Source organism: Micromonospora sp. NPDC005171 (genome assembly GCF_040608575.1).
In the GTDB taxonomy this organism is placed as follows: domain Bacteria; phylum Actinomycetota; class Actinomycetes; order Mycobacteriales; family Micromonosporaceae; genus Micromonospora.
Window position 1 is genome coordinate 1 of record NZ_JBEXIM010000034.1, and the last position, 24,301, is coordinate 24,301.

At 72.7% G+C, this 24,301-nt stretch carries 15 protein-coding genes and 1 tRNA gene; 10 read left to right on the forward strand and 6 right to left on the reverse strand.

The window, feature by feature from the left end; all coding sequences use genetic code 11:
- Nucleotides 1-536: 536 nt before the first annotated feature.
- Nucleotides 537-2,216 carry a recombinase family protein gene (locus ABZU74_RS27200; protein ID WP_355429424.1) on the forward strand — a complete coding sequence of 560 codons (1,680 nt, stop codon included), beginning with the start codon at nucleotides 537-539 and terminating at the stop codon, nucleotides 2,214-2,216.
- On the opposite strand, the gene ABZU74_RS27205 is transcribed toward ABZU74_RS27200, so the two are convergent.
- Nucleotides 2,198-2,281: transfer RNA gene (locus tag ABZU74_RS27205), tRNA-Leu, on the reverse strand. The two genes, ABZU74_RS27200 and ABZU74_RS27205, sit on opposite strands and share 19 nt — an antisense overlap.
- A gap of 232 nt (nucleotides 2,282-2,513) precedes the next feature.
- Between ABZU74_RS27205 and ABZU74_RS27210 the strand changes: the two genes are divergently transcribed.
- The 6 genes from ABZU74_RS27210 to ABZU74_RS27235 all read left to right on the forward strand — a co-directional run bounded on the left by ABZU74_RS27210 (nucleotide 2,514) and on the right by ABZU74_RS27235 (nucleotide 13,722).
- Complete coding sequence (locus ABZU74_RS27210; RefSeq protein ID WP_355429427.1) at nucleotides 2,514-5,510, forward strand: tetratricopeptide repeat protein; 2,997 nt, start codon at nucleotides 2,514-2,516, stop codon at nucleotides 5,508-5,510.
- 193 nt (nucleotides 5,511-5,703) lie between these two features.
- Entirely contained in the window at nucleotides 5,704-8,331 is a 2,628-nt protein-coding gene (locus ABZU74_RS27215; RefSeq protein ID WP_355429430.1) for a fibronectin type III domain-containing protein, read from the forward strand.
- Between the two features lie 27 nt (nucleotides 8,332-8,358).
- Nucleotides 8,359-9,354, forward strand: a complete 996-nt coding sequence (locus ABZU74_RS27220; protein WP_124777372.1) for a MoxR family ATPase — start codon at nucleotides 8,359-8,361, stop codon at nucleotides 9,352-9,354.
- 14 nt (nucleotides 9,355-9,368) lie between these two features.
- The gene (locus tag ABZU74_RS27225; protein ID WP_355429433.1) at nucleotides 9,369-10,553 is read left to right on the forward strand and encodes a DUF58 domain-containing protein; all 1,185 of its coding nucleotides are present in this window, start codon (nucleotides 9,369-9,371) and stop codon (nucleotides 10,551-10,553) included.
- Nucleotides 10,550-12,841, forward strand: coding sequence for a transglutaminaseTgpA domain-containing protein (locus tag ABZU74_RS27230; protein ID WP_355429436.1), 2,292 nt, complete (start codon nucleotides 10,550-10,552; stop codon nucleotides 12,839-12,841). The genes ABZU74_RS27225 and ABZU74_RS27230 overlap by 4 nt, the downstream gene beginning before the upstream one ends.
- Before the next feature lie 134 nt (nucleotides 12,842-12,975).
- Nucleotides 12,976-13,722: a class I SAM-dependent methyltransferase gene (locus ABZU74_RS27235; RefSeq protein WP_355429439.1), complete on the forward strand. Its 747-nt coding sequence runs from the start codon at nucleotides 12,976-12,978 to the stop codon at nucleotides 13,720-13,722.
- Between the two features lie 159 nt (nucleotides 13,723-13,881).
- Here the strand turns inward: ABZU74_RS27235 and ABZU74_RS27240 are convergent, their stop codons facing one another.
- Together ABZU74_RS27240 and ABZU74_RS27245 are read right to left on the reverse strand one after the other, a co-directional pair.
- Nucleotides 13,882-14,673, reverse strand: coding sequence for an SDR family oxidoreductase (locus ABZU74_RS27240; RefSeq protein WP_355429442.1), 792 nt, complete (start codon nucleotides 14,671-14,673; stop codon nucleotides 13,882-13,884).
- Nucleotides 14,670-15,653 (reverse strand): LLM class F420-dependent oxidoreductase, encoded by a 984-nt coding sequence (locus ABZU74_RS27245; protein ID WP_355429546.1) that lies wholly within the window; start codon nucleotides 15,651-15,653, stop codon nucleotides 14,670-14,672. The genes ABZU74_RS27240 and ABZU74_RS27245 overlap by 4 nt, the downstream gene beginning before the upstream one ends.
- Before the next feature lie 163 nt (nucleotides 15,654-15,816).
- Here ABZU74_RS27245 and ABZU74_RS27250 point away from each other — a divergent pair, with 163 nt between their 5' ends.
- The gene (locus ABZU74_RS27250; protein ID WP_355429445.1) at nucleotides 15,817-17,028 is read left to right on the forward strand and encodes a low temperature requirement protein A; all 1,212 of its coding nucleotides are present in this window, start codon (nucleotides 15,817-15,819) and stop codon (nucleotides 17,026-17,028) included.
- Nucleotides 17,029-17,080: 52 nt separating this feature from the next.
- Entirely contained in the window at nucleotides 17,081-17,944 is an 864-nt protein-coding gene (locus tag ABZU74_RS27255; protein ID WP_355429448.1) for a DUF1028 domain-containing protein, read from the forward strand.
- A gap of 93 nt (nucleotides 17,945-18,037) precedes the next feature.
- Here ABZU74_RS27255 and ABZU74_RS27260 read toward each other — a convergent pair whose 3' ends face one another.
- Nucleotides 18,038-18,706: a maleylpyruvate isomerase N-terminal domain-containing protein gene (locus ABZU74_RS27260; protein ID WP_355429451.1), complete on the reverse strand. Its 669-nt coding sequence runs from the start codon at nucleotides 18,704-18,706 to the stop codon at nucleotides 18,038-18,040.
- A gap of 8 nt (nucleotides 18,707-18,714) precedes the next feature.
- Nucleotides 18,715-19,602 carry a phosphatase PAP2 family protein gene (locus ABZU74_RS27265; RefSeq protein ID WP_355429454.1) on the reverse strand — a complete coding sequence of 296 codons (888 nt, stop codon included), beginning with the start codon at nucleotides 19,600-19,602 and terminating at the stop codon, nucleotides 18,715-18,717.
- Between the two features lie 170 nt (nucleotides 19,603-19,772).
- Between ABZU74_RS27265 and ABZU74_RS27270 the strand changes: the two genes are divergently transcribed.
- Nucleotides 19,773-20,435 carry a DUF3159 domain-containing protein gene (locus ABZU74_RS27270; RefSeq protein ID WP_355429549.1) on the forward strand — a complete coding sequence of 221 codons (663 nt, stop codon included), beginning with the start codon at nucleotides 19,773-19,775 and terminating at the stop codon, nucleotides 20,433-20,435.
- A 321-nt stretch (nucleotides 20,436-20,756) separates the two neighbouring features.
- Here the strand turns inward: ABZU74_RS27270 and ABZU74_RS27275 are convergent, their stop codons facing one another.
- Nucleotides 20,757-23,663: a glycoside hydrolase family 48 protein gene (locus ABZU74_RS27275; protein WP_355429457.1), complete on the reverse strand. Its 2,907-nt coding sequence runs from the start codon at nucleotides 23,661-23,663 to the stop codon at nucleotides 20,757-20,759.
- Between the last annotated feature and the right edge of the window lie 638 nt (nucleotides 23,664-24,301).

The window sequence follows — 24,301 nt, forward strand, 5'->3', positions numbered from 1 at the left end:
GCCGATGCCTCACGGCATCGGCCGCTTCTCTATGCCCTGACACCAAACCAGCAAGTCACCCGGCTCCCGGAGGAACTCAGCCATGACAACCCACTCAATCGCTACGGCGCCAACCAGCCACGCATCAAGGGACCACGCCTCGCAATGGCTTCACGACCGCACCGGCGCTGCCATCGCCTACCCAACGGTCGAGTCTCGGATGCGAGTAACCAGAGTCGAGACGCGGGCAACGCAAGAAGGCCGGCTTGCAGGTCGACCGCCGGACGGAGGCGCATGACGCGGCCATCCAGCGACCCATACGAGCGGCCATCACGCCCGAGGCCATCATCCGCGCCAGGCAGGCAACTTGACCGACCTAACGAAGACAGCCGTTCATGGACGGTCGACAACGTCGACGGCGGCACATCCACAGGGGTTAGCAGTGTGGTGGTCCCAGACCATCCACCCGAGCTAAACCCTCAGGCGGCTGCCGCCTTACTAAAGCTGCTCACCCGCTTCAACGACCGCCACACCGAGCACTCAAAGCAGGAGAACGAATGACCTCCCCCGAACCAAAGCCCTTCGCCTTCTATGGCCGTGTCTCCACCGAGGACAACCAGGATCCGGAATCGTCGCGAGGGTGGCAACTCACCCGGGCGACAGCACTCATCCAGCCTCACGGCGGCCGCATCGTCACTGAATACTTCGACGTGGGCCAGAGCCGCTCGCTGCCCTGGCAACGCCGAATCCAGGCCAACACTCTTCTCTCTGCGCTACGTAACCCACGTCGGGGCTTCTCCGCCGTCGTTGTGGGGGAGCCCCACCGGGCCTTCTACGGCAACCAGTTCGGTCTCACGGTGCCACTCTTCGCGCACTACGGCGTCGAACTCTGGGTACCCGAGATCGGCGGCCCCATCGACCCCGACAACGAGGCACATGAGCTTGTCATGTCCGTCTTCGGCGGCATGAGCAAAGGCGAACGCAACCGCATCAAGCTGCGCGTCCGCACCGCCATGGCCGCCCAGACACTCCTGGAAGGCCGATACCTCGGCGGACGCCCGCCATACGGCTACACCCTGCGCGATCTCGGCCCTCACCCCAACCCCGCGAAGGCCGCCGACGGCAAACACCTCCGCGGGCTCACCCCGGATGCCCAGACCTCCCCCATCGTCCGGCGGATCTTCGACGAATTCCTCGCCGGCTACGGACTATTCGCCATCGCCGAAGGACTCACCGCCAACCATGTGCCCTGCCCCTCGGCACACGACCGGGCCCGCAACAGACACCGCAGCGGCATCGCCTGGTCCAAAAGCGCCATCCGCGTCATCCTCACCAACCCCCGCTACACCGGCAGGCAGGTGTGGAACAAGCAACGCACCGACGAAGTCCTCCTCGACGTCGACGACGTCGCGCTGGGTCACACCGGCGTCATGCGCTGGAACACGCGTGACAAGTGGGTGATCTCGAAGGAGATCACCCACTCACCCCTGATCGACGACGAGACCTTCGAGCAAGCGCAAGCCCTACTCACCCGTCGCGCGCGAGCCGTCGACCGTCAGGAGCGCCAACGCCGCGCCCGCAACCCCTACGTCTTCCGGGGGATGATCTACTGCGCCGTCTGTCAGCGACGCATGCAAGGCCAGTACAACCACGGCGCCGCCTACTACCGCTGCCGCTTCCCCCAGGAATACGCCCTGGCCAACCAGGTCGAACACCCCCGCAACGTCTACCTGCGCGAGGACGCCCTCACCGACCCGCTCGACGAGTGGCTGGCATCCGCGTTCACCCCGGACCACCTCGACCAAACGATCACCGCCATGTGCGACGCCCAACCAACGGACACAACGCCACAGACGGCCGCCGCGCAGGCCACGATCGCGGCCTGTGACGCAAAGCTCGCCCAGTACCGGGCCGCCCTCGACGCCGGGGCAGATCCCGCACTGGTCACCGGTTGGATCACTCAAACCCAGGACGAACGGACACGAGCCGAGGCTGATCTTCAAACGACCCCGCAGACAGAGCCACACCGGATGAGCCGCTCCCAGATCGCTGACCTAGTCCGAGCGCTCGGCGACATCGTCGCCGTGCTGCGCGACGCCGACCCCGACGACAAAGCCGAGGTCTACCGGCAGCTCGGACTCCGACTCACCTACCAGACCGAAACGCAAACGGTGCGCGCTGCAGTGGATCTCAGCGCGCACCGTGGGGTTATGGTTCGTGTCCGAGGGGGGACTTGAACCCCCACACCCTATACGGGTACTAGCACCTCAAGCTAGCGCGTCTGCCATTCCGCCACCCGGACCTGCGCGTTCAGCCTACCTCGCCGACCAGATGATCTTTCCACCCGTTGGCCGGCGCGGCGAGCCGCACGGGGAGTTACTGTACACGCCACTCGTGGATCATGCACATCGCCTTCCGGCACCTCTCCGCCAGCCCTTCCGGCGCTGCTCACGCCGCCTCGAACGGCCGCACCGACACGCCGTCGGGGCGTGTCCGGGTAGCGTCCGGCAGCCCTCTGACGGCAGCATTGCCACGTGTCCCATCCCTCCCCCTTGGCAGCCGCCCAGCACCGAGCCCTCGCCCTGCGCGCCGCGGGTGACCTCAGCGCCGCCCGGCACCTGCTCGCGGAGGCCGTCGAATCCGCTCCCCCGCCGTACGGCGGGGACCATCCCGAGGTGCTGCACACCGCGCACCTGCTGGCCCGGCTGCACCGGGAGGGGGACGACCCGCTCGCCGCCCGCCGGGTGTTGGAGGAGGCGTTCGCGGCGGGCGAGCGGCGTTCGGAGCACTCCGACCCGCTGATGCTCGCGCTCGCCTTCGAGCTCGCCGAGGTAGCGGAGGAGCTTGGCAACCGGCACGAGGCCCGCCGCAACTACACCCGCGTCGCCACCGCCGGGCCCGCCGCGCTCGGGGAGAACCACCCTGCGGTACGCGCCGCCCGCGACTACCTGCGCCCGCCCGCGCCGATGCCGGGCGAGCAGCACCCCGCGCCGATGCCCGGTCCGGCCCCGGCCGCCCCGGTGACCGAGCCGGGTGCCCGGTCGGCACTCACCGGCCCGACCCTGTCGCTGGCGACCCTCGCCGCGATGCGGCCCTCCGCCGGTGGCCCGCCGCCCCCCGCCTCACCGTGGGCGCCGCCGCAACCGCCGGCCACGCCCCCACCGACCCCTCCAGCGGTACGCGCACCAGCCACACCTACACCGCCCGGCAACGCCCCTGCGGCAGCGGTTCCAGCCCTTCGGGCGACGCCCGTTCAGCCGCCGGCTTCCTCGATCGCGCCGGTGCAGCCCGGCCCGCCGACGGCCGCACCCGGACCTGCGACGCCGCCGCGCTCACGAGCCGCCGCGCCCCCGACGGCGAATGCGATGTCGCTCGGCTCAGGCGTCAGCGGTCGACCCTCCACGAATGCGCTACCGCCGCTTCAGCGCGCCGACCCGCAACCAACCGAGCGTGCGACGCCACCCCGTCAGCCCGCCAACGAGCAACCACCCGGATCAACGCGCCCGGGCGTCGACCAGCAACCTCCCGAGCCCGTGACGCCGCCCCGTCAACGCCTCGACGAGCAGTCGGCGGGACCGTCCAGCCCGGCGGTCGGCCCGATGCCGCGGCCGACGGCTGAAGGCCCGCCGACAACGCCGGCAGGGCAACGCTCACCACATCTGCCGCCTCCCGCGCCAGCCGTGGCACCTCGTCAGCGGGCCGGTGGCCAGGCGACCCCGGCAGTGGTCGACGGGCCACCCTCGCCGCCGACCTCACCCGCCCCGGCGTCGACCGCCCCGCCGGCAACACCGGCAGTGCTGGCACCTCGGTGGGACACCCCCACGATCCGGGTACGACAGATCGAGCCGCTGCTCGCCGAGGAGGCCGCCCGAGCTGCCGCGCGGCCAACCGCGCCGAGCGAATCGCACAACGTGTTCGGCACCGAGGTGACATCGTCGGGCAGGCCCTCCCCGACGGGTGATCACCCAGGGCCCTCCCCGACCGGTCACCACCCAGGGCCGGCGTACCCGGTCAGCGGGCCACCGGCTCAGCCCCTCAGCGCACCGACCGTGACCCCGCATCCGGTCTCCGCGCCACCCAGCCAGCCGTACCCGGTCTCGGGACCACCGGCCCAGCCGTACCCGGTCTCCGCACCACCCGGCTACGGCCCACCCGTGTCCGGACCGCCCAGCTACGCCCAACCCGTCTCCGCGCCACCCGGGCACACCTACCCCGTGTCCGCACCGCCCGGCCACGCCCAACCCATCTCCGCGCCACCCGGGCACACCTATCCGGTGTCCGCACCGCCAGGTTTCGGGCCGCCTGTGTCCGGGCTGCCCTACGGACCTCCCGTCTCCGCGCCTCCGGTGAGCGCACCACCCGTGCCGCCCTGGGGAATGACTGCACCGCCGTGGAGCAGCAGCGCCCCACCGCAACCCCTGCCAATTGCCGGTGCCGATCCTTCCGCCCAGACCACGACGCCTACTCAGACCACGAGTGCTGCGCAGGCCGTGACCGCCGGGCGGACCACTACGGCTCCGCAGGCCGGCACCGCTGGGCAGGCCATGACCGCTGAGCAGGCCACGATGGACGCGGGCGGCACCGGTGCGGAGGGCGACTCGGGGCTGGGCATCATCGACGCCCCGGTGGTGCCAACTCAGCGGGCCCGCAGCCCGCTCTCCGACGAGACTGTGGTGTTGCCGTCCGTTCCATCGGATGGCAGCCCGACCGGGGTTGGGGCCAGTCCTGGCTGGCCCGCCGCCGCCCAGCCAGCCCCGACGGCAGCGCGGGCGAACCCCGCCGCCGCGCAGGCGAACCTCACCACCGCCGGGGTAGACCCGGGCATCGCTCAGGCAGGACCCGTCGCGGGGCAGCCGAGCCCCGTCGCGCAGCCGGCCTGGTCACCGGGCGTCAGCGCCGACCCGGCACTGGCACCGCCAGCCGCACCACCGGTTCAGCAGTACCACCACCAGCCACCCCAGACGCCGTACACCCAGGATCAGCATCAGGCGCCGTACCCGGGTCAGCAGTACCACCCGGCGCCCGACGCGTACCGGCTGGCGTACGCCGATGATGGTGGGTCGACGGGCCGCAACCGGGGGGCGTTGATCGGCGCGGTAGTGGCGGCCGGGGTGGCCGTCGTGGCGGTGGCGGGTCTCGGTGCGGTGGTGCTGACCCGCGATGACCCGCCGCCGACCGGGACGGTGCCGACGGCCGCTGCCCCAACGTCGACCGGGCCGGCGCCGGGTGACCTGCAGCTGCGGGACGATTCGACAACGATCACGTTGACCTGGACGGACCCGACCGGCGGTGCGGTGCCGTTCATGGTCGCCGCCGGTCGGGCCGGGCAGGCGTTGGGCGTGATCGCCACCGTGGACCCGGGCCGGACCAGCTACACGGTCAACGGGTTGAACTCCCGAGTGGACCACTGCTTCACCGTGTTGGCGGTCTACTCCACTGACAGCTTTGCGACTTCCGGGCAGGTTTGCACCGCGCGGGAGCGCACAGCCACGTCGACTGGGGAGCCTTCGGGTCGACCGTCGCCGCGCTGAGTCGAGCGGAGACCGAGCCGATTCGAGCGGAAAACGGGCTGAGCTGGACGTCCACAACGCACACGCTCGGTATCCACAGGGGTGACGGTGCGGGTTCCCCCGCCACCACCAGCGCCATATGATGGCACCCGGCTCAGGGGAGGGGTCGCCGCGAGGCGCGCCACCTGCCACGACTCAGGGGAGGCAGCCGGCTGTGGCCAGCATCGACGACGCCGTACAGACCGAGGCCCCCCGCTCCCGGTCCCGGCTGCGCGGCGGGCTGGTGACCGTCGGCACGGTGTCCGCGCTGCTGGCCGCCATGGGGCTGACCGTCCTCGGGTTGGGCGCGGCGGACAACGCGGTGGCCAACTACGACGCGAGTTCCTGGCTGTGGAGCGCGGCGCGCAGCGAGCTGGCCCGGGTCAACGGGGTCACCGCCCGGGTGGACACTCGCACCGAGATCCCCGGCGCCCGTCAGCACCCGATGCAGATCACCCAGACCGACCGGCTGCTGCTCCTCCGCGACCTGCAGACCGGGCAGGTCAGCTCCCTGGATCTGGCCACCCTCCAGCTCAGCGCGACCACCCGGACCACCCCCGGCCTGGGCGTCAGTGTGGCCCTGCACGAGGACGCGGCGTTCGTCGTCGACGCCGTGCAGGGCATCGTCCGGCAGCTCGACCCACGATCGTTGACGCCGGTCGGCGAGCCGGTGCGTTACCCGCCGGGCATCACCGGCGGCACCTTCGACGGTAAGGGTCGACTCTGGATCGCGGTGCCCAGCCAGGGCACCGTCTCGGCGATCACCGCCGCCAAGCTGCCGTCCGCGCCGGCGTCGGCCGCGCCTGCGGGCGCCGGACTCAGCCCTCAGAAGGTCGAGTCGTACGACGTCGCCGACGCCAGCCACGAGCTGGTGGTCTCCACCCTGGACGACGGGGTGGCGGTGCTCGACCGGACGGCCGGGAAGCTGGTGCGGGTGCAGCACGGTGAGGTGCACCCGACGCCGCTGACGCTGTCCGGTCCGGCGGCGCTGCCCGCGCGCACCAGCGGCGCCCGGGTGCCGGTCACTGTGACCGCCGACCGGCGGGTGCTGCTGGTCGGTGACGGTGGGCAGGAGAGCGCGTTCACAGTGCCGGGCGAGGGGGACCGGCTCAGCCCGGCGGTGGCCTGGGCCAACCGGTTCTACTGCGCCGACGAGGCCACCGGCACCATCTACTCCTTCGACGCTGCGGGTCAGCTGGTCGAGACCATCCGCGGGCGGGCCAACGGGCCGCTGGAGCTGGAGGTCCGGGAGAATCACCTGTTCATCAACTCCCCCGACTCGGCGACCGCCCGGGTGGTGGACGACAAGCACCAGGTGCGCGAGGTCAACAAGTACGCCAACGACGTGCTCGGCGGCGACCCGCCGCCGGTCCCCCCGCCGCCGCCCCCGCCGAAGAAGCCGCGGGTGGGCAAGCCGAGCGCGCCGCGCAGCGTCACCGCGTCCGCCGGCAACGCCCAGGCGCGGGTGAGTTGGCGGCCGGCCGCCGCCAACGGCGCCGAGATCATCAAGTACGTGGTGGAGGGCGCCGGCCAGCGTGTGCAGGTGGGCGCCAACCAGCGTGCGGTGGAGGTCAAGGGCCTGACCAACGGCGAGACGTACCGGTTCGCGGTGCACGCCGTCAACGCCAAGGGCGACGGCCCGGCGCGCTCCAGCAACCCGGTGACGCCGACCGCGGCGGTGCCCGACCCGCCGGCGAGCGTCACCGCGCAGGAGCGGCCGGACGGCACGGTGCTGGTGAAGTGGCCGGCGGCGAACGGGCAGGGCAACACCATCGCGAGGTACGCGGTGACGGCCAGTTCGGCCGGGACGAACGCGCCGGCCGGCGAGTCGACGAGGACGGAGCTGGTGGTGCCCGCCGGTGAGCTGGAGTTCGGCACCCAGTACGCGTTCACTGTGGTGGCGGTCAACAGCAAGGGCGCCGGATCGGCGGCGTCCCCGGTCAGCAACACGGTGGTGCCCTTCGCGGCGCCCGATCGACCGCTCGACCTGCGCGCCGGCACTGTCGCCAACCAGCCGGGCGCGGTGACGGTGCAGTGGGCGGCGGCCGTAGCCAACGGTCGGCCGGTGACGAAGTACCTGGTGGACGTCGGCGGGCGGGTCAGCGAGGTGACCGACACCCGCACGACCGTCACCGGGCTGGGCAACGGCCAGAACGTCACGGTGAAGGTGAAGGCGGTCAACGAGGCCGGGCCGGGCCCGGAGGCCACCGCCACCGCCCGCACGGTGGCCGAGCCACGGGTAACGGTGACCGGCTCCTCGTCGACCGCCACCGGGGCGACGGTGACGTTCACAGTGGACGCCGGTGGCGGCAAGGCCACCTGCACGCTGAGCACGGCGGGTGAGCCGGCGAAGGCCGGGGCGTGTTCCAGCATCACGATGGCGGGCCTGACGCCGGGCACCACCTACACGTTCACGGTGACGGCCACCAACGCCGCCGGTAAGGGCACGGCAAAGACGACCGAGGAAACCCAGCCGCTGTACGGGATAGCGACCTGCAACAACGGGCCCGACGGCGACCAGCGGACCTACTGCAACAAGGAGATTCCCGGCGCCCGTAACGGCAACGAGGTCTTCAAGGTCACCCGGCAGGACAACGACCAGCAGGCCGGCTGGGCGAAGCCCGGCAGCCGGCTCAAGGCGTACTGCAAGAAGTCCGGTGAGGACGTCGACGCCTGGATCTACAACAACGACAAGCGCAGCACCTGGTGGGTGCAGGTCGACTTCAAGGGGAAGAACTACATCCCGTGGGCCTGGCTCAACCTGGAGGGCGGCGACAACATCAACACCCTGCCCACCTGCTGAACCACCAGGCGAGGAGCACCACCGACCGTGAACACCCACGAGCCGCTCACCCAGCCGGAGGTGCAGGGTTTCGCCGCCCTGGCCGCCCGGCTGGCCGAGAACGTCAACGCGGTGGTGCTCGGCAAGCCGCAGGTGGTGCGGTTGGCGCTGACCGCGCTGTTCGCCCAGGGTCATGTGCTGCTGGAGGACGTGCCCGGGGTCGGTAAGACGACCCTGGCGCGTGCCATCGCCGCCACCGTGAAGGGTGAGTGGCGGCGCATCCAGTTCACACCCGACCTGCTCCCCTCGGACGTGTCCGGCGTGACGATCTTCAACCAGGCGACCCGGGACTTCGAGTTCCACCCGGGGCCGGTCTTCGCCAACATCGTCATCGCCGACGAGATCAACCGGGCGTCGCCGAAGACCCAGTCGGCGCTGCTGGAGGTGATGGAGGAACGGACTGTCACTGTGGACGGGGTCCGGCACCCGGTGCCGTCGCCGTTCCTGGTGGTGGCCACGCAGAACCCGGTGGAGATGGACGGCACCTACCGGCTGCCCGAGGCGCAGTTGGACCGGTTCCTGGTGAAGCTCTCCGTCGGGTACCCGGACGAGGCGGTCGAGGTCGAGGTGCTACGCGGCGCGACAGTGCGCTCCCCCGAGGCGCTGGCCCCGGTCACCGACACCGCCACCGTCGGTGAGATGGTCCGGATGGCCCGCCGGGTGCACATCGCCGAGCCGCTCTACGCGTACGCGGTCCGGCTGGCCGCGGCCACCCGCACCCACCCGCAGGTGCGCGTGGGGGTCAGCCCCCGGGGCGTGATCGCGTTGACCCGGGCGGCGTGCGCGTACGCGTTGATCGACGGGCGGGGCTGGATCATGCCGGAGGATCTGAAGGCGCTCGCCGAGGCGGTGTTCGCGCACCGGCTGCTGCTCACCCCGGACGCCCAGGTGCGCGGGATGACCCCCGCGGAGGTGCTGCGCCAGGCCGTCGCCTCGGTGCCGGTGCCGCTGCCGTCGGGGCAACCCGCTCCGGTGCAGGGCTGACCGGCAGCAGCGCGATGGGGATCACCGCCCGTGGGGTCGGGCTGCTCGTCGCCGCCGTTCTGCTGCTGGGGGCGGGTTTCCGGTTCGCGTACCCCGAGTTGACGCTGCTCGGCGCGGCGGCCGGCGCGGCCGTCGGCTACGCCGCGCTGGTCGCGGCCTGGCGGCCGCGGCTGACGGTGACCCGGCGCGCAGACCCGGACCGGGTGGCGCGTGGCGAACCGGCGAGCATGACGTTGACGGTGCGCAACACCGGGCGGCTGCGGTCGGCGAACCTGCTGGCCGAGGACAGGTGCGGGGAGCGGACGGTGCCGGTGCCGGTGCTGCGCCTGCGCCCCGGCCGGGACACCGAGGTCCGCTACGACGTGCCGACCGACCGTCGCGGGGTGGTGCCGGTCGGTCCGCTGCGGGTGACCCGACGCGACCCGCTGGGGTTGGTGGCGCTGGCCCGCCCGTACGGTGCGGCGGTGCCGGTCTGGGTGCACCCCCGGATCCACCCGCTGACGGCGGTCCCGCGCGGTGCGGGGCGCAGCCTCGACGGGCGGGTGGACGGTGTCCCGCACGGGTCGATCACGTTCGACTCGCTGCGGGAGTACGTGGTCGGTGACGAGCTGCGCCGGGTGCACTGGCGCACCAGCGCCCGGGTGGGTGAGCTGATGGTGCGGGACAACGTGGACACCAGCCTGCCGCGCCTGGTCGTCCTGCTGGACAACCGGATCGCCGCGCACCCGCAGCGGGTCGGCGGTGTCGCGGAGTCGTTCGAGGCGGCCTGCGAGGCGGCGGCGTCGATCGTCACCGCCGCGCACCGCGCCGACCTGCCGGTGCTGTTGCTGTTGGCCGCCGCGGAGCCGGCGGGGCCGACGGGGCCGGCGGCGGTCCCGACGCCCGACACCGACGGCGCGCTCGGGCCGCTGGACCGGCTCGCCGCCGCCGAACTGTCCGGCGATGGTGACGCGGTCCGCGCGGCCACCACGCGGCTGCGGCAGGACCGGCTCGGCGACACGTTGATCTTCCTGACCGGGCCGGGTGGCCGCGACGAGCTGGGGCACGTCGGGGCGCTGCGCGGGGCGTACCCGTCGGTGGTGGTCGGGGTGTTCGGCGCGGCCGAGCCGACGCCGCCGGGCACCGCCGGGCTGGTGGTCGTCGACGCGGCGGACGGCGCGCAGTTCGCCGCCGAGTGGGACGGGGTACGCCGGTGGTGACGGGCGCCGTGCGAGTGCTGCGGGCGGCGGTTCTGCCGCTGGCGCTGATCGGGCTGACGGCGCTCGCCGGGGTGGTGCTCGGCCGGGTGTACGCCGGTGGCCTCCTGACCTGGCTGGTCATCGGCGCGGCGGCAGGTTCTGTGCTGGTCAGCGTGGCCGCCCGACGGTTGCCGTCGTGGCTGGTGGCGCCGGTGTCGGTGGCCGCGATGGCCGGCTGGACACTGTGGTCGCTGCGGTTGGCGGCCACCCGCGCGGAGCTGCCGGGCGGCCTGCTGGAGGTCACCGCGGACGCCGCCCGCAACGGCATCCCCCGGCTGCTCACCGCGATGATCCCGGTGGAGCCCACCCCGGACACGGTGCTGGTGCCTGTCGTCGCCGCCTGGCTGGCCGGGCTGGCCGGCGCGGAGGTGGCGCTGCGCACGGGCAGGGTGTTGCTGGGTTACCTGCCGGCGGCGGGGCTCTACGCCGCCGCCCTCTACGTGGTCGGCCCGAACGCCGAACCGACGGTGGGGTCGACGCTGGCGTTCGTCGCGGTCGCGGCGATCGGCCTGGCCACCCCCACCCGGGCGGCGTCGGGCGGCGGCGATCCGACCGCCGACCTGACCCCCCGGGTACGCGCGGCGGTGCGGCTGCGGTTGGCCACCAGCGCGGCCCTCGGGGTGGCGGTGGTGGTCGGGCTGGTCGCGCTGCTCGGCCCGGTCGTCGCCGAGCAGGTCGACGGCCGGCCGGTGGACCCACGCCGGTACGTGGAGCCGCCGCAGGTGCAGACGCTGGACGAGAACCCACTGATCCGGATCTCCGGCTGGGCGCTGCACCCGGAGCAGAAGCTCCTCGACGTGAACACCGAACGCCCCGACGTGCCGCTCGGGACCGACCCGGCGGCGGACGACGCGCGCAGTGTGCGGATCCGGTTGGCGGTGCTCAGCGACTACGACGGGGTGACGTGGCGGGTCGGCGCGACGTACCGCAACGCCGGGCGAATACTGCCGGCCGCGACCCCGGCCCGCGACAGCACCGTGCAGACGGTTCGGCAGCAGATCAGCGTGGCCGAGTTGAGCGGTCGGCTGCTGCCCGCGGTGGCGACGCCCCGAGAGGTCAGTGGGGCGCGGGTGGCGTACGACCCGGCGAGCGGAACGCTGATCCGGCCGGAGGGGCTGACGCCGGGTCTGCGGTACGCGGTGACCTCCGCCGAGGAACGACCGGACTCGAACCTGTTGGCCACCGCGAACGTGCCCGCCGGCGACGAGGTGGCCCGGGTGCTGCGGGTTGCCGACGGGGTGCCCGACCCGATGCGCCGGCTGGCCACCCAACTCGCCGAGGAGAACGGCGCGCCGTACGCGCGGGCGTCGGCGATCGAGCAGTTCCTGGCCGAGCACTACCGGGTGGTGGCGGACGCGCCGAGCGGGCACGCGTACCCGAATCTGGGTTTCTTTCTGTTCGGGCCCCGCAACGGCGGCGGGCAGGAGGGCACGTCGGAGCAGTTCGCTGCGGCCTTCGCGGTCCTCGGTCGGCTCTCCGGGCTGCCGACCCGGGTGGTGGTGGGCTTCCGGACCAGTGGGCAGGGGCCGGTGCTGGCCGGCGACGCGTACGCCTGGCCGGAGGTGCTCTTCGACGGGCTGGGTTGGGTGCCGTTCAACCCGCTGCCCCGCCCGAACGACGAACCCCGACCCGTGGAGGAGGATTTTCGCCCCACGCCGGAGGAACCGCCGCCGTCGGACGCGCCGGCACCGACAGCGGAGCCCAGCGCCGCACCGGATCCGGCGACCGCCGACGGCGGACCGCCCGCCTCGGACGGGGTCTCCACGCCGGTGCTGGTGGCAGGCGGCAGCGGCGGTCTGCTGCTGGTGGTGGGGGCACTGCTGCTCACCCTGCTGGCGATGCGCCGCTCCCTCACCCGCAGCCGGCTCGTGCGGGGTGACCCCGGCCAGCGCATCGCTGGCGCCTGGCGGGAGGTCACCGACGCGCTCCGACTGGCCGGGAGACCGGTCGGGGACGACCTGGCCGCCACCGAGGTGGCCGGGCACGCCCGCCGGGCCCTCGCCGACGCCCGGGCGGGCACCAACGGCGACGGCCCGACAGCCGACGGGCCGGCCGTCGACGAGCTGGCGGCCCTGCTCAATCAGGTGGGCTTCGCTCCTGGCGCCGCCACACCCGACCAGGCGGCTCACGCCGCCGAGGTGGCCACCACCTATGTGGCCACCCTCCGCTCCGCCCGCCCCTGGTGGCGCCGCCTGCTCTGGTCCGTGCACCCCACCCCGCTGCGCCGCGCCCGCCGCTTCTTCCGATGAGCAGGCGCGTGACCTGTGGCGCTGGGCAGGCTTCCTCCCCCGTGGAGGGGAGGGTGCTCCCGTCGCCGGGGGATGAGCCCGTTCCCCACCTTGTGAACTACTCAAGTCCTTCTGGCGAGCAGAGTGGAGCGTTGATGAACCCGCACTACGACGGCTTTCTCGCCGACCATTACACCTGGATGTTCGGTGCGCCCTACCCGGACCTCGTCGAGGAGCAGCTCGGCGCGCTCCGTCAAGCAGGTGTCGGGGAGCCGAACGGCACCGGCCTCGCCGTCGACCTCGGCTGCGGCTCGGGTTTCCAGTCGGTCGCGTTGGCCAGGATGGGTTATCAGACCGTCCTGGCGGTCGACAGCAGCGCCAAGCTCCTCGCCGAGCTGGAGCTGCACGCCAGTGACCATCGGGCGATCCGCGTCATCCACGACGACCTGAGCCAGGTCGCGGCGAACCTTCCTGCCGGCACCGTCGAACTGGCGGTCTGCATGGGCGACACGCTCACCCATTTGCCGGACCGCCGGGCCGTCACTCAGCTCTTCGGCGATCTGTCCGCCGCCCTGGCGCCGGGCGGTCGCGTCGTCCTCAGCTTCCGTGACCTCACCACGAGCCTCACCGGGACGAGCCGGTTCATCCCGGTGCGCGCCGACGCCGACTCGATCCTGACCTGCTTCCTGGAGTACGAGCCCGACGTCGTCACCGTCCACGACCTGCTCCACCAACGCAGCGGTCAACAGGAATGGACACTGTCCGCCAGCTCCTACCGCAAGCTGCGCATCGCGCCGGAATGGGTCACCGACCACCTCACCGAAGCCGGCTTCCGCGACGTCCGCCAGGCACCCGCACCCCGGCGGATGACCCTGGTGACCGCCACCCGCCAGCAACCATGACCGGCCAGCCCGGCGGGTGAAATCCGATGGCCCCCGCACCGCGCACCGCGCACCGCGCACCGGTGACCATCAGGGCGTGGACCAGCATTCGAGCGACATCATCGACTACTACACGCAACGCTACCGCGTTCCGGTTGCGGTAGCGGTAGCGGTAGCGGATCAGGCGGTCAGCCGGCGGATGAGTTTGCGCATGCCCGCCTGCCAGCCGTCCGGGTCCTCGGCGCGGCGGCGCGCGTAGTCGGCGACCTCGGGGTGCGGCAGGATCAGGAAACGTTCCTCGGCCAGCCCGGCGACGGCCGCGGCGGCGACCTGGTCCGGGGTGAGCACCGCGCCGGACGCGGCGACCACCCGGGCGCCGAGGTGACCCTCGGCGAGCCCGTCGGCGAGCATCGGGGTGTCCACCCCCTGCGGGCAGAGCGCGCTGACCCGGACGCCGCGGTCCCGGTAGGTGATGGCCAGCCACTCCGCGAACCCCACGGAGGCGTGCTTCGTCGCGGTGTACGCGGCGTCGCCCACCGCGGTCAGCACACCCGCCGCCGAGCAGGTGTGCAGCAGGTGCCCGCCGCCCCGGGCGAGCATGCCGGGCAGTACCGCGCGGGCCGAGTAGACGTGGGCCAGCACGTTGACCCGCCAGGCCCGGTCCCAGCCGGCGTCGTCGACCTCCACTCCCCCGCCGGTGGTCACCCCCGCGTTGGCGCAGAACAGGTCGATCCGGCCGTACCGCTGCTCGGTGTCGGCGACCAGCGCGCGGACCTGCTCCTCGTCGGTGACGTCGAGGGCCCGGGCGTGTGCCACCGGGCCGATGCCTCCGGCGACCGTGCGGGCCGCGTCGGCGTCCAGGTCGGCGACCACCACGGCGGCGGCGCCCTCGGCGGCGAACCGGCGCGACAGCGCCGCGCCGATGCCACCGGCCCCGCCGGTGACCACCACGATCCGGTCGGTGAGGTTCACGCGGACGCCTCCACGAGGTTCGTGCCCAACCGGGCGATGAGGCTGAGCAGCGCGCTCGCGCCGCCGGCGGTGACCTCGGGGATCGGCAGCAGCGCGATGATCGGCACGTCCACCCCGTTGTCGGCGTAGCGGCGCACCTCGGCGCGGCACCGCTCCGGTGAGCCGTGCAGAACCAGCGCGTCGACCACCTCGTCGGGCACCGCCGCGTTGGCGCCGCGCCGGTCACCGGCGGCCCACGCCGCCCACATGGGCGCGAGCATCTCGTCGCGGCCGAGCCAGCGGTGGAACTCGGCGTACGCGCCGACGGTGAGGTAGCTGGTGATGAGCCGGCGGCCCAGCGCCCGGGCGTACGCGGCGTCCTCGGTGGGGCAGACGAAGATCCGGGCGGCGACCTCGAAGCCGGCGCGCCGCTGTCCCAGCTCGGCGAGGGCACGCGGCACGTCGTCGGCGCCGAGCCAGTTGAGGATGACCCCGTCGGCTTCCGCGCCGGCGAGCCGGAGCATCCCCGGGCGCAGCGCGGCGAGCAGGATCGACGGCGGCACCGCCGGCGGCCTTTCCAAGGTGAAGCGGCGGACGGCGAACGTGTCGTAGGCCTCGTCGACGGTCTCGCCGCGCAGCGCGGCGCGCAGGAACCGCAGGACGTCGCGGGTACGGCGGAACGGCTCGTCGAACGGCACCGCGTTCCAGTCGCGTACCAGCACGGGTGAGGACGCGCCGATGCCGAGCGAGAACCGGCGCGGCGCGGCCTCGGCCAGCGCCGCGGCGCTCATCGCCAGCAGCGCGGGCCCCCGGGTGAAGACCGGCGTGATCGCGGTGCCCAGCCGCAGCCCGGGCTGCCAGGCCGCGGCGAGCGCCAGCGGGGTGAACGCGTCGGTCCCGGCGACCTCGGACGACCAGACGTCGGTGAACCCGGCCCGGTCGAGGGCCGCGTAGGCCGCGTCGTGCTGCGCCAGCGCGATCCCGCCCAACGGCACGGTCATGCCCCATCGATTCGTCACCGGTCGATCGTGCCCGTTGACGCGGGCCCGAGCAAGATCCCCGGGTTGGGCAGAATCGCCGGTTTCCGGTGGTACGGGCCGGTGGGAAGTGCTACCACTTCGAGGTGGACCGGACCGAAGGCGCAGGCCGCTGACCATGGGTTCCATGGCGGCGGGACACCAGGAGCCGGTCCCGGCGGCGTCCACGCCCGGCCGGGCGACGTTCCTGGAACTCTTCTTCGACCTGGTGTACGTCTTCGCGCTCACCCGCATCGCCGCTCGCGCGTTCGAGGATCTGACCAGTGGGCCGGCCCGGGAGAACAGCTGGGCGGCGGTCACCGGCGGCGGCAAGACGCTGCTGTTGCTGCTCGCGCTCTGGTCGCTCTGGCAGGGCACCACCTGGACGACCAGCCGGTACGACCCGTACCGGCTTGCGTTGCAGATCGTGGTGTTGACCGCGCTGGTGTCCGGGATGGTGATGGGGGTGGCGATCCCCCGGGCGTTCAGCGAGACCGGGTTGATGTTCGCGGTGGCGTACGTGGTCGCGCAGTTGTCTCGGCCGGTGGTCCTTTCGGTGGCGCTCGGGCTGCGCCCGCACCGCTGGCTGAAGGTGCGCATGGCGGTGGTGTTCGCCCTCACCGGGGTGCTGTGGATCGCCGGGGCGCTGCTGGCCACGAACGCGCAGGTGCTGCTCTGGACGGCGGCGATGGTCATCGAGTATGTGGCTGCCCAATTCGGTTGGCCGGTGCCCGGGCTGGGCCGGTCGACGGTGTCGAAGTGGGAGGTTGCCGGGGAGCACCTGGCCGAGCGGTACCAACAGTTTTTCCTGGTCGCGCTGGGCGAGACACTCCTGGTGGCCGGTCTCAGCTACAGCAAGGGACCGTACGAGTCGGGGCACGCCTGGGCGTTCGCGCTGGCCCTGGCGACGTCGATCATGCTGTGGCGGATCTATGTGCAGCGGGCCGGGCAGCTCCTGGCCGAGGCGGTGATGAAGGCCCGGCATCCCGCCGCCATCGGTCGCTCCGCGGCAGACACCCACCTGGTCATGGTGGTGGGCCTGGCCGCGACCGCGATCGGCTACGAGCTGGTCATCGAACACCCACTGGACCGGATCCCGGGAACGTGGCTGACCATGGTGCTGGGTGGGCCGGCGCTGTTCCTGGCCGGCCGGGCCCGCTTCGAGTACGAGGTGTTCGCACGCGTCTCCCCGTCGCGGTGGATCGCCCTGCTGGTGCTGGTGGCGTCGGCGGTGCCGCTGCTGTTCCTGCCCGGAGTGGTGGCGACCGGAGTCGGGGTGGTGGTGTTGACCGCGGTCGCGGTGGCCGACGCCCGTCGGGCGCACGGCACTCCACCGGAGCCCGCCACGCCACGGCTCTGAACCGGTGGCGCACGACGATGACCGGTCGGCCGGGGAAGGTTAGTCTCGGCCGGTGACCTTCTCGCTCGTCGCCCGTTCCGCCGACGGCCGCCTGCACGGCGTGGCCGTAGCCAGCAAGTTCCTCGCCGCCGGGGCGCTGGTGCCGGCCGCCGCCGCCGAGGTGGGTGCGCTGGCCACCCAGGCGCACGTCAACCTCGCCTACCGTCCGCAGGGCCTCACCCTGCTGCGGACCGGGGTGGCCGCCGCCGATGTGGTGGCCGGGCTGATCGCCGCCGACCCCGAGCGGGAGCACCGCCAGCTCGGCGTCGTCGGGGCCAGCGGTTCGGGTGCCAGCTGGACCGGGCCGGCCTGCCATCCGTGGGCCGGCGGGCGGACCGGCGACGGCTGGGCCGCGCAGGGCAACGTGCTCACCGGGCCGGAGGTCGTCGACGCCCTCGGTGCGACCTGGCAGGCGGGCACGGCGCTGCCGTTCGCCGAGCGGCTGGTCGCCGCGCTGCGGGCCGGCGACGAGGCCGGCGGCGACCGGCGTGGCCGGCAGAGCGCCGGCCTGCTGGTGGTCGAGCGCGGCGGCGGGTACGGCGGCACCAGCGACGTGGTGGTGGACCTTCGCGTGGACGACCACCCGGATCCGGTGGCCGAGCTGGGTCGCCTGCTCACTGTGCACACCATGCTGTTCGGCCGACCCGACCCGGCCACCCTGCTCGACCTGAGCGGCGCGGTCGCCGCCGAGGTGGCGGCGTTGCTCGGCGCCCTCGGCCATCCGGTCCACGAGGACGGCACCGAAGCGGCGTTGGTCTCCTGGGCCGGGTTGGAGAACCTGGAGGAGCGGCTGGTACCGGGGCGGATCGACCCGGTGGTGCTGACGCACCTGCGCGGTGTCGCCCCGCACGTCCCCGCGCCCCGCGCCGCGAGCTGACCCGACAGCGCCCCGCGACCCGAAGCAGCGGCGACCGATGGTGGCAACCCCTGGGCGTGCCGTCGGCAGTCGCCCCGGGAAGGGCAGCCCGGGTCAGCGGCCGAAGGAGAGCCAGCGGAAGCCGGCGGCGTCGATCGTGGCCCGTTCCGGGGCGGTCAACGCCGCCCGGCCGGTGGCCTTGCGGATCAGGGTCAGCCGGTCCCAGCCCAATCCGGCCGGTGTCGGTCGTCCACCGGTGAGCAGCTCGGCGATGACCACGGCCGCCGGTGGGGTGAGCCACGGGGGCCGGCCCAGCGCGGCGGCCAGGTCCAACCCGTGCACACCCACCTCGACGACCCGGGTCCGCAGGAACTCACCGAGGCGCATCGCGTCGCCGTGCCGGGTCCGCACCACCCGGTCGGGCGGCGCGGCGGCGACGGCCGCGTCGGTGGCCCGCCAGGCCCTGTCGAACTCGGCCGCCAGCGCCGCCCGGCCCACCTGTGAGGCGTCGCGCTGGCCGCCGGCGATCCGGTCGGCGTCGACCTCGGCGGTGAACTTCGCCGCGCCGAAGTAGCCGGCGGCGTCCACCTCGGCGCGTGGCGGGGCGGGCGCGGCGAGCATGTCGGCCAGCCGGCCGGCCCCGGTGCGGGTGTGCGCGATCAGGTCGCGGACGTTCCACGGAGGGCAGTCGGTGGGCCGGCCGAGATCAGCGTCGGTCAACTCGGCCAGGATGTCGGTGAGTCGCGCGCACTCGGCGCGGAACGCCGCCCGGACCGGCTCCACCGGGCGGCTCAGCCCTTGACCCGGGGCACCAGCCGGTGCACGACGGTGAGCACCAACGCCATCACCACCGCCATCGTGCCGGCGATGCCGGCGGCGCTGCCCGCGTACCCGACGAACAGGGGACGGCGGGCCAGCTCCTCCGGCCCGGTGCCACGCAGGTCGAGCAGCCAGGACAGGGAGAGCCCGCAGGCGACCAGGGCGAGCACACCGCCGAGCCCGAGCACCAGCGCCGCGACCCGGTGCGCGTCGCCGGGGGCGATCTCGGCCTGCTCCCGCTGGGTGACCAACAGCAGCAGCCCGGCCAGCGCCGCCCACACCCCCACCACGAGGTACGCGGCGACGGCGTCGCTGGGCCGGTGCCAGCCGGCGGAGAGGGTGGCGACTCCGGCAGCGGCGGCGTAGCCGGCACCGATGAAGGCGCCGGCGGCCCGCACCTTGCGCGGCAGCACGAGCATCAGCGCGACCGCCACCGAGGCGGCCACCGTGGCGTGCCCACTGGGCAGGCTGTTGCCCACCGCGGCGCGTTCCGGGTCGAGTCCGTAGTCGGGCCGGTTCAGCCCGTACTTGAGCAGTTGGGTGGTGACGTTCGCTCCGGCGATCAGCAGGGTCGCGGTGATCGCCAGGGCGATCCGCCCCCGGATCAGCGCGATGAACCCGATCATCGCGGTGGCGGCCAACAGCGAGACCACGGACATCGCGTTGAGGAGCCGGTCGACCGGACCGTCGATGGTGTCCTGCCCGATCCGGTTGCCAGTGAGGGCGACCGTGTCCACCCACTGGCCGGCCTCGGAGTGCACGGCCACCCGCCACACGGCGAGGAAGGCAGCCGCCTGGACGAGGGCCAGTACGACCAACCAGACCGCGGTCCAACCCCGTGCCGTCGCGCGCATCCGCACACCGTAGCGGCAGGTGTCAGCGGTCCAAGCGGTGGCCCGCCGTCAATCGCCGGTTAGGTTGTGCCGGAGGCGAGGAGGCGGTGGTGAGCGGAACACCGGCGCGCGACAGCGGCCCGGCCGAACCCGGTCCGGAGCAGCGTGCGGGCGACGACCCGGGCCTGGGGGCGCCGGTGCCGGCCGGCGCCGGTCCGGGCGGGCCGGCGCGGGCCGAGTCGCTGACGGATCTGCTGGGCGGGCGACGCGGCGCCATCGACGCCACGGTGCCGCCGCTGGCGTTCGCGGCGGGCTGGCTGCTGGGCGGCGAGTCGCTCTGGGGCGGGGTCGGTGCGGCGGTGGCCGTGGGCGCGGTGGTGGCCGGCGTACGGCTGCGTGGGGGTGAGCGGCCGCGCTCGGTGCTGATCGGACTGTTGGCCGTCTGCGTCGCGGCGTTGATCGCGGTGCGCACCGGCCGGGCCGAGAATTTCTTCCTGATCCAGGTGCTGTCCAACGCGGCGAGCGCTCTGGCGTGGACGGTCAGCATCGTGGTGCGCTGGCCACTGCTCGGCGTGCTGGTCGGCGCGGTGCTGGGCCAACGCGCCCGGTGGCGGCGTGACCCGGCGCTGCTGCGCGGGTACGGCCGGGCCAGTTGGGTGTGGGCGGCGACCTACCTGCTGCGGCTCGCCGTGTTCGTGCCGCTCTACCTGGGCGGGCAGGTGCTCGCGCTGGTGGTGGCCCGGGTGGCGCTGACCTGGCCGCTGGTCGCTGCGGCGCTGGCGCTGAGCTGGGTGGTGCTGCGGCGCTCGCTGCCCGCCGGGCACCCGGGGCTGCGTCACCCGGTCGCGCCGCCCCACTGACCCGCCGGGGCAGAGAAGCGGGCGGAGCCGGGGCAAAAAAGTGGAGAGGCCGCCACGGGGGGAGCGGCCTCTCCGGTGACGTACGTTACTCCGTCACGGACCTCGGTGTGATCCCGCGACGGCCCGAATTTCTGGGCTTTTTCGCGGCTGGCTTCAGTCCGGGCGGTGGGGCGGGCCGGCCGATCCGCTGCGTCGGCCAGATGGCCGGCCCACCCCGGCCTGACCGTGGGTGTCAGGCCGTCCGCCAGCCCCGGTCCGTCGTTCCCCGGACCCGGGCCGGTCCCCGGGGTGGGTGGTGCACCCCACCCACCCCGGGTCGTCTCAGCCGTTCGGGAACAGGCTGCCGTAGTCGGCGTACGCCATGGCGACGTCAGCCTGCGCCCAGAACCGGTGGTAGTTGAAGCTGGGCTCCGGACCACCGTCCAGGTAGGCCTGCACCTTGGGCCAGTCCGGGTCGTTCTTGTAGAAGGACCGGATGTCGAGGAAGCTCTTGCCGGCGGCGATGGCGTCGCCGTTGGGCATCTTCCCGGTCCAACCCGACGGGACGTAGAGGCCCTGCCCGGTGGACGCGTTGTAGACGTCGTCGAAGCGCCGGTAGTCACCACGCTTCTCGGTGGTGGAGACACCCTTGGCGTCGCTGGCGGCCGACAGCCCGTCGAGCAGCCCCTTGGCGGTGTCCTTCGCCGCCACGTTGCCCGACTTGGCCGCGTACGCGATCAGGGTCCGGGCGTAGGCGGCGGCGACGCCGACGTCCTGGCCCTTCACCGTGACCTCGACGTGCAGGTTGGTGTTGGGCTGCGGGTTGGACGGGTTCCAGGTGGTCGGCTGACCGGTCCACGCCATGTCCGACGGGATCGACCAGTTGGTGCCGACGGTGGTGTTGGCGATCGCCCACGGCACCCACTTGTCCAGCAGCGCCTTGGCCTTCGCGTTGCCGGTCTGCAGGTACAGCTCGGCGATGCGCTGCATCGACCAGGCCTGCATGCCGAACCACTGGTTCGACGGCGGGTCGTTGTAGACCGGGTCGACGTCGTAGAACATGCCGTAGAAGGTGCTGGTGCCGGCCGGCGGCTGGGCGTAGCTACCGTCCCAGCTGTTGGTGGCGCCACCGGCGATGCCGCCCTCGGCGGACTGCAGCCAGGTGTAGAACTCCAGCTGCCGCTCGAAGCTCTTGGTCCAGTCGGCGACCGCGGTCGACGACTGCGGCTTGAGCTCCGGGGTGTTGGTCAGCGCCCAGGCCGCGAACGGGTTCTGGTAGCCGAAGTGGTTGTGGCTGGAGCCGATCCGCCAGGACCAGTTCTGGCTGGCGTCGTACGCGCCGCCCCAGGCGTAGTACCAGGACAGCAGGTAGTGCGCCGAATCCTTGCCGCTGCCGGCGGGGCAGGTGCTCGCCCCGACGCAGTTGCCGATCTTCTTGAAGTACTTGTCGAACATCGCGTACCGCAGGTAGTCGCCCATCTTGGCGGCCTTGCTGATGGTGGCGGCGACGTCGGCCTGCTTGTTCTGCGCCTTGGCCCAGGTCAGCGCCCAGTACGCGGCCTGCACGGCGCGGGCGTCGGCGTCCGGGGCGTTGGTGTACTTCCACTGCTTGGCGGGGGCGCCGGTGTCCTTGACGAACAGGTCGAGGTAGCCGTACTGACCGCCGTGCTTGAAGGTGTCGCAGGACGGCTGCGGAACGGTCTCCCACACCGATTCCTGGGTGCCGCGCTGGAAGGTGTTGATGTAGGCCGGCTTGGTGGTGCCGTCACCGCAGCGGCCGAAGCCGTAGGTGTTGTCGACGTCCATCAGCCAGTGCATGCCGTAGATGTCGCCGGTGCCGTAGGTGGACTGCAGCTCCGAGCGCAGCGGGTCCTGGCCGACCGGGATGTTCGGGTTCAGCGCCGACGGGTACTGGCTGGGCAGGTTGTACTCCGCGGCGTACTGCGGGGTGCCGGCGGAGCCGGCGGTGGGCTGGTCGGCGTGGGTGGGGATGATGTACTTCTCCATGACCGTCCAGGCGTTGTTGAACGGGGCCCAGTTCTGGGTGACCCGCCCGTAGTTCGCCTCCAGCCAGAGCCAGAAGCTGAACGCCTCCGAGGTGGTCTCGTGACCGTGGTCGGGCGCCTCGACGATCAGCGTCTCGACCGAGTGGTACGGCACACCCTCGGGGCTGAAGTAGCCCGAGTTCTTGATCTTGCCGTACTGCTCGAGGAACTTCGCGATGTAGGTGTTGTCGCCGCCGGGGGTGTCGTTGTCGATCTCGGTGGCGGTGACCGCCAGGGAGGCGAGACCGGTGGCGGCGGCGGTGATGGTGGCGGCACCGCCGGCGGTGTCGGCGTCCTCCGCCGCGGCGACCGTGACGGTGACACCGGTGTTCCAGTTGCTCGGGGTCAGCGTGGCGGTGGTCGGCGAGACCGTGACATCGGTGTCACCGCTGCGGGTGAGGGTGACCGGCACGTTGGCCGTCGGCGCGGCGCTGAGCTTCAGGTTGAAGGTGGCGGTGCCACCCTCGGCGACGCTCACCGCGGACGGCGTGGCGACCAGTGTCGGGCCGCTGGCGGCGCCGACGGTGAACGCCTTCTCGTCGACCCCGATGCCGTTGGCGTTGTCGTACGCCTTGGCCTGGACGGTGTAGCTGCCGGCCGGCAGGTCCTCCTGGGTGTAGGAGTACGGAGCGCTGGTGTCAGTGTTGATCAGCAGGCCGTTGCGGTAGAACTCGACCTTGCTGATCGTCCCGTCCGGGTCGCTGGCGGTGGCGGTCAGCGGCACGTCGGCAGGCGCGGTGAACGGCCCGGTCGGCAGGCCGAGCGAGACCGTCGGCGGCTGGTTGGCCGGCGTGCCGTTGCAGGGCGTGCCGTTCAGCGTGAACGAGGTGGGCTTCGGGTTGCTCCCCGTGTGGGCGCCGTTGAAGCCGATGGTGGTGGAGGCCCCGGTGCCGAGGTTGCCGTTGTACGACTCGTTGGTCGCGGTGACCTCGCTGCCGGACTGGCTGAACCGGGCCGACCAGCCCTGGGTGACCCGTTGACCGCTGGTCGGGAAGGTCCACTTGAGCGTCCAGTTGCTCACCGGGTCGCCCAGGTTCTTGATGCTGACGTTCGCGGTGAAGCCGGTGTTCCAGTCGTTGGTCGCGTAGACCACGTCGCAGGCGGGCGCGGCCTGTGCGGCGCCGGCAGGCAGGGTCACCCCGCCGATGGCGAGCAACGCGGCGGCGGCGAGCGCCACGCGGCGGCGTATTGCCAGTTGTCTCATGTGCGCGGTGTCTCCTCGGACCAGGCCGGGATGGTCCCCGGCGAGGCGCCTGCCCGCGAGGGTGGTGGTCCGCGGGGATGTCGAGGCGCCGGGAAGGTGGTCTTCCCCGGGCCCGGCCGGGGTTGGGGCGGTGCGGCCCGCACGGGAGGGGTCCCGCCGGCTGATCGGGTGACCGTTACCGGAGCTGGTGCTGCCGGCTGCCCTCGGTGGACCCGCACTCACGCGATGTGGCTCGTGTCGCGTCGAATCGACAGTGTGCCATGGAAGCGCTCCCACAACAAGCGCACGGAGCGCCGGATCAGCTCCTTGTTTCGATCTCGTTTTGGGGCTTTCACAAAGGCGTGACGGGCGTTACAGTCGCAACATCGGTCGATGGGAGCGCTTCCATCGACAAGGTTCCAACAAGAAGATCGCTGGGGTCGTCTCTGACGAGCCCAGGGAACCAGACCGAGGGCCGACGACGGGCCAGCCCGGACGCCGTCGTCAGCCATCGTCCCGCCACATGGAGGGAGGTGGAACCAGAGCCACTCGCGTGGCCCGGCTCCCGCGCGACACGCACGGCAGGACCCAAATTCCGCCCGTGTGTGTGCAGTTACGGTGGGGACGGGGGTTGCCCTCCCCCGTCCCCACACTAAACC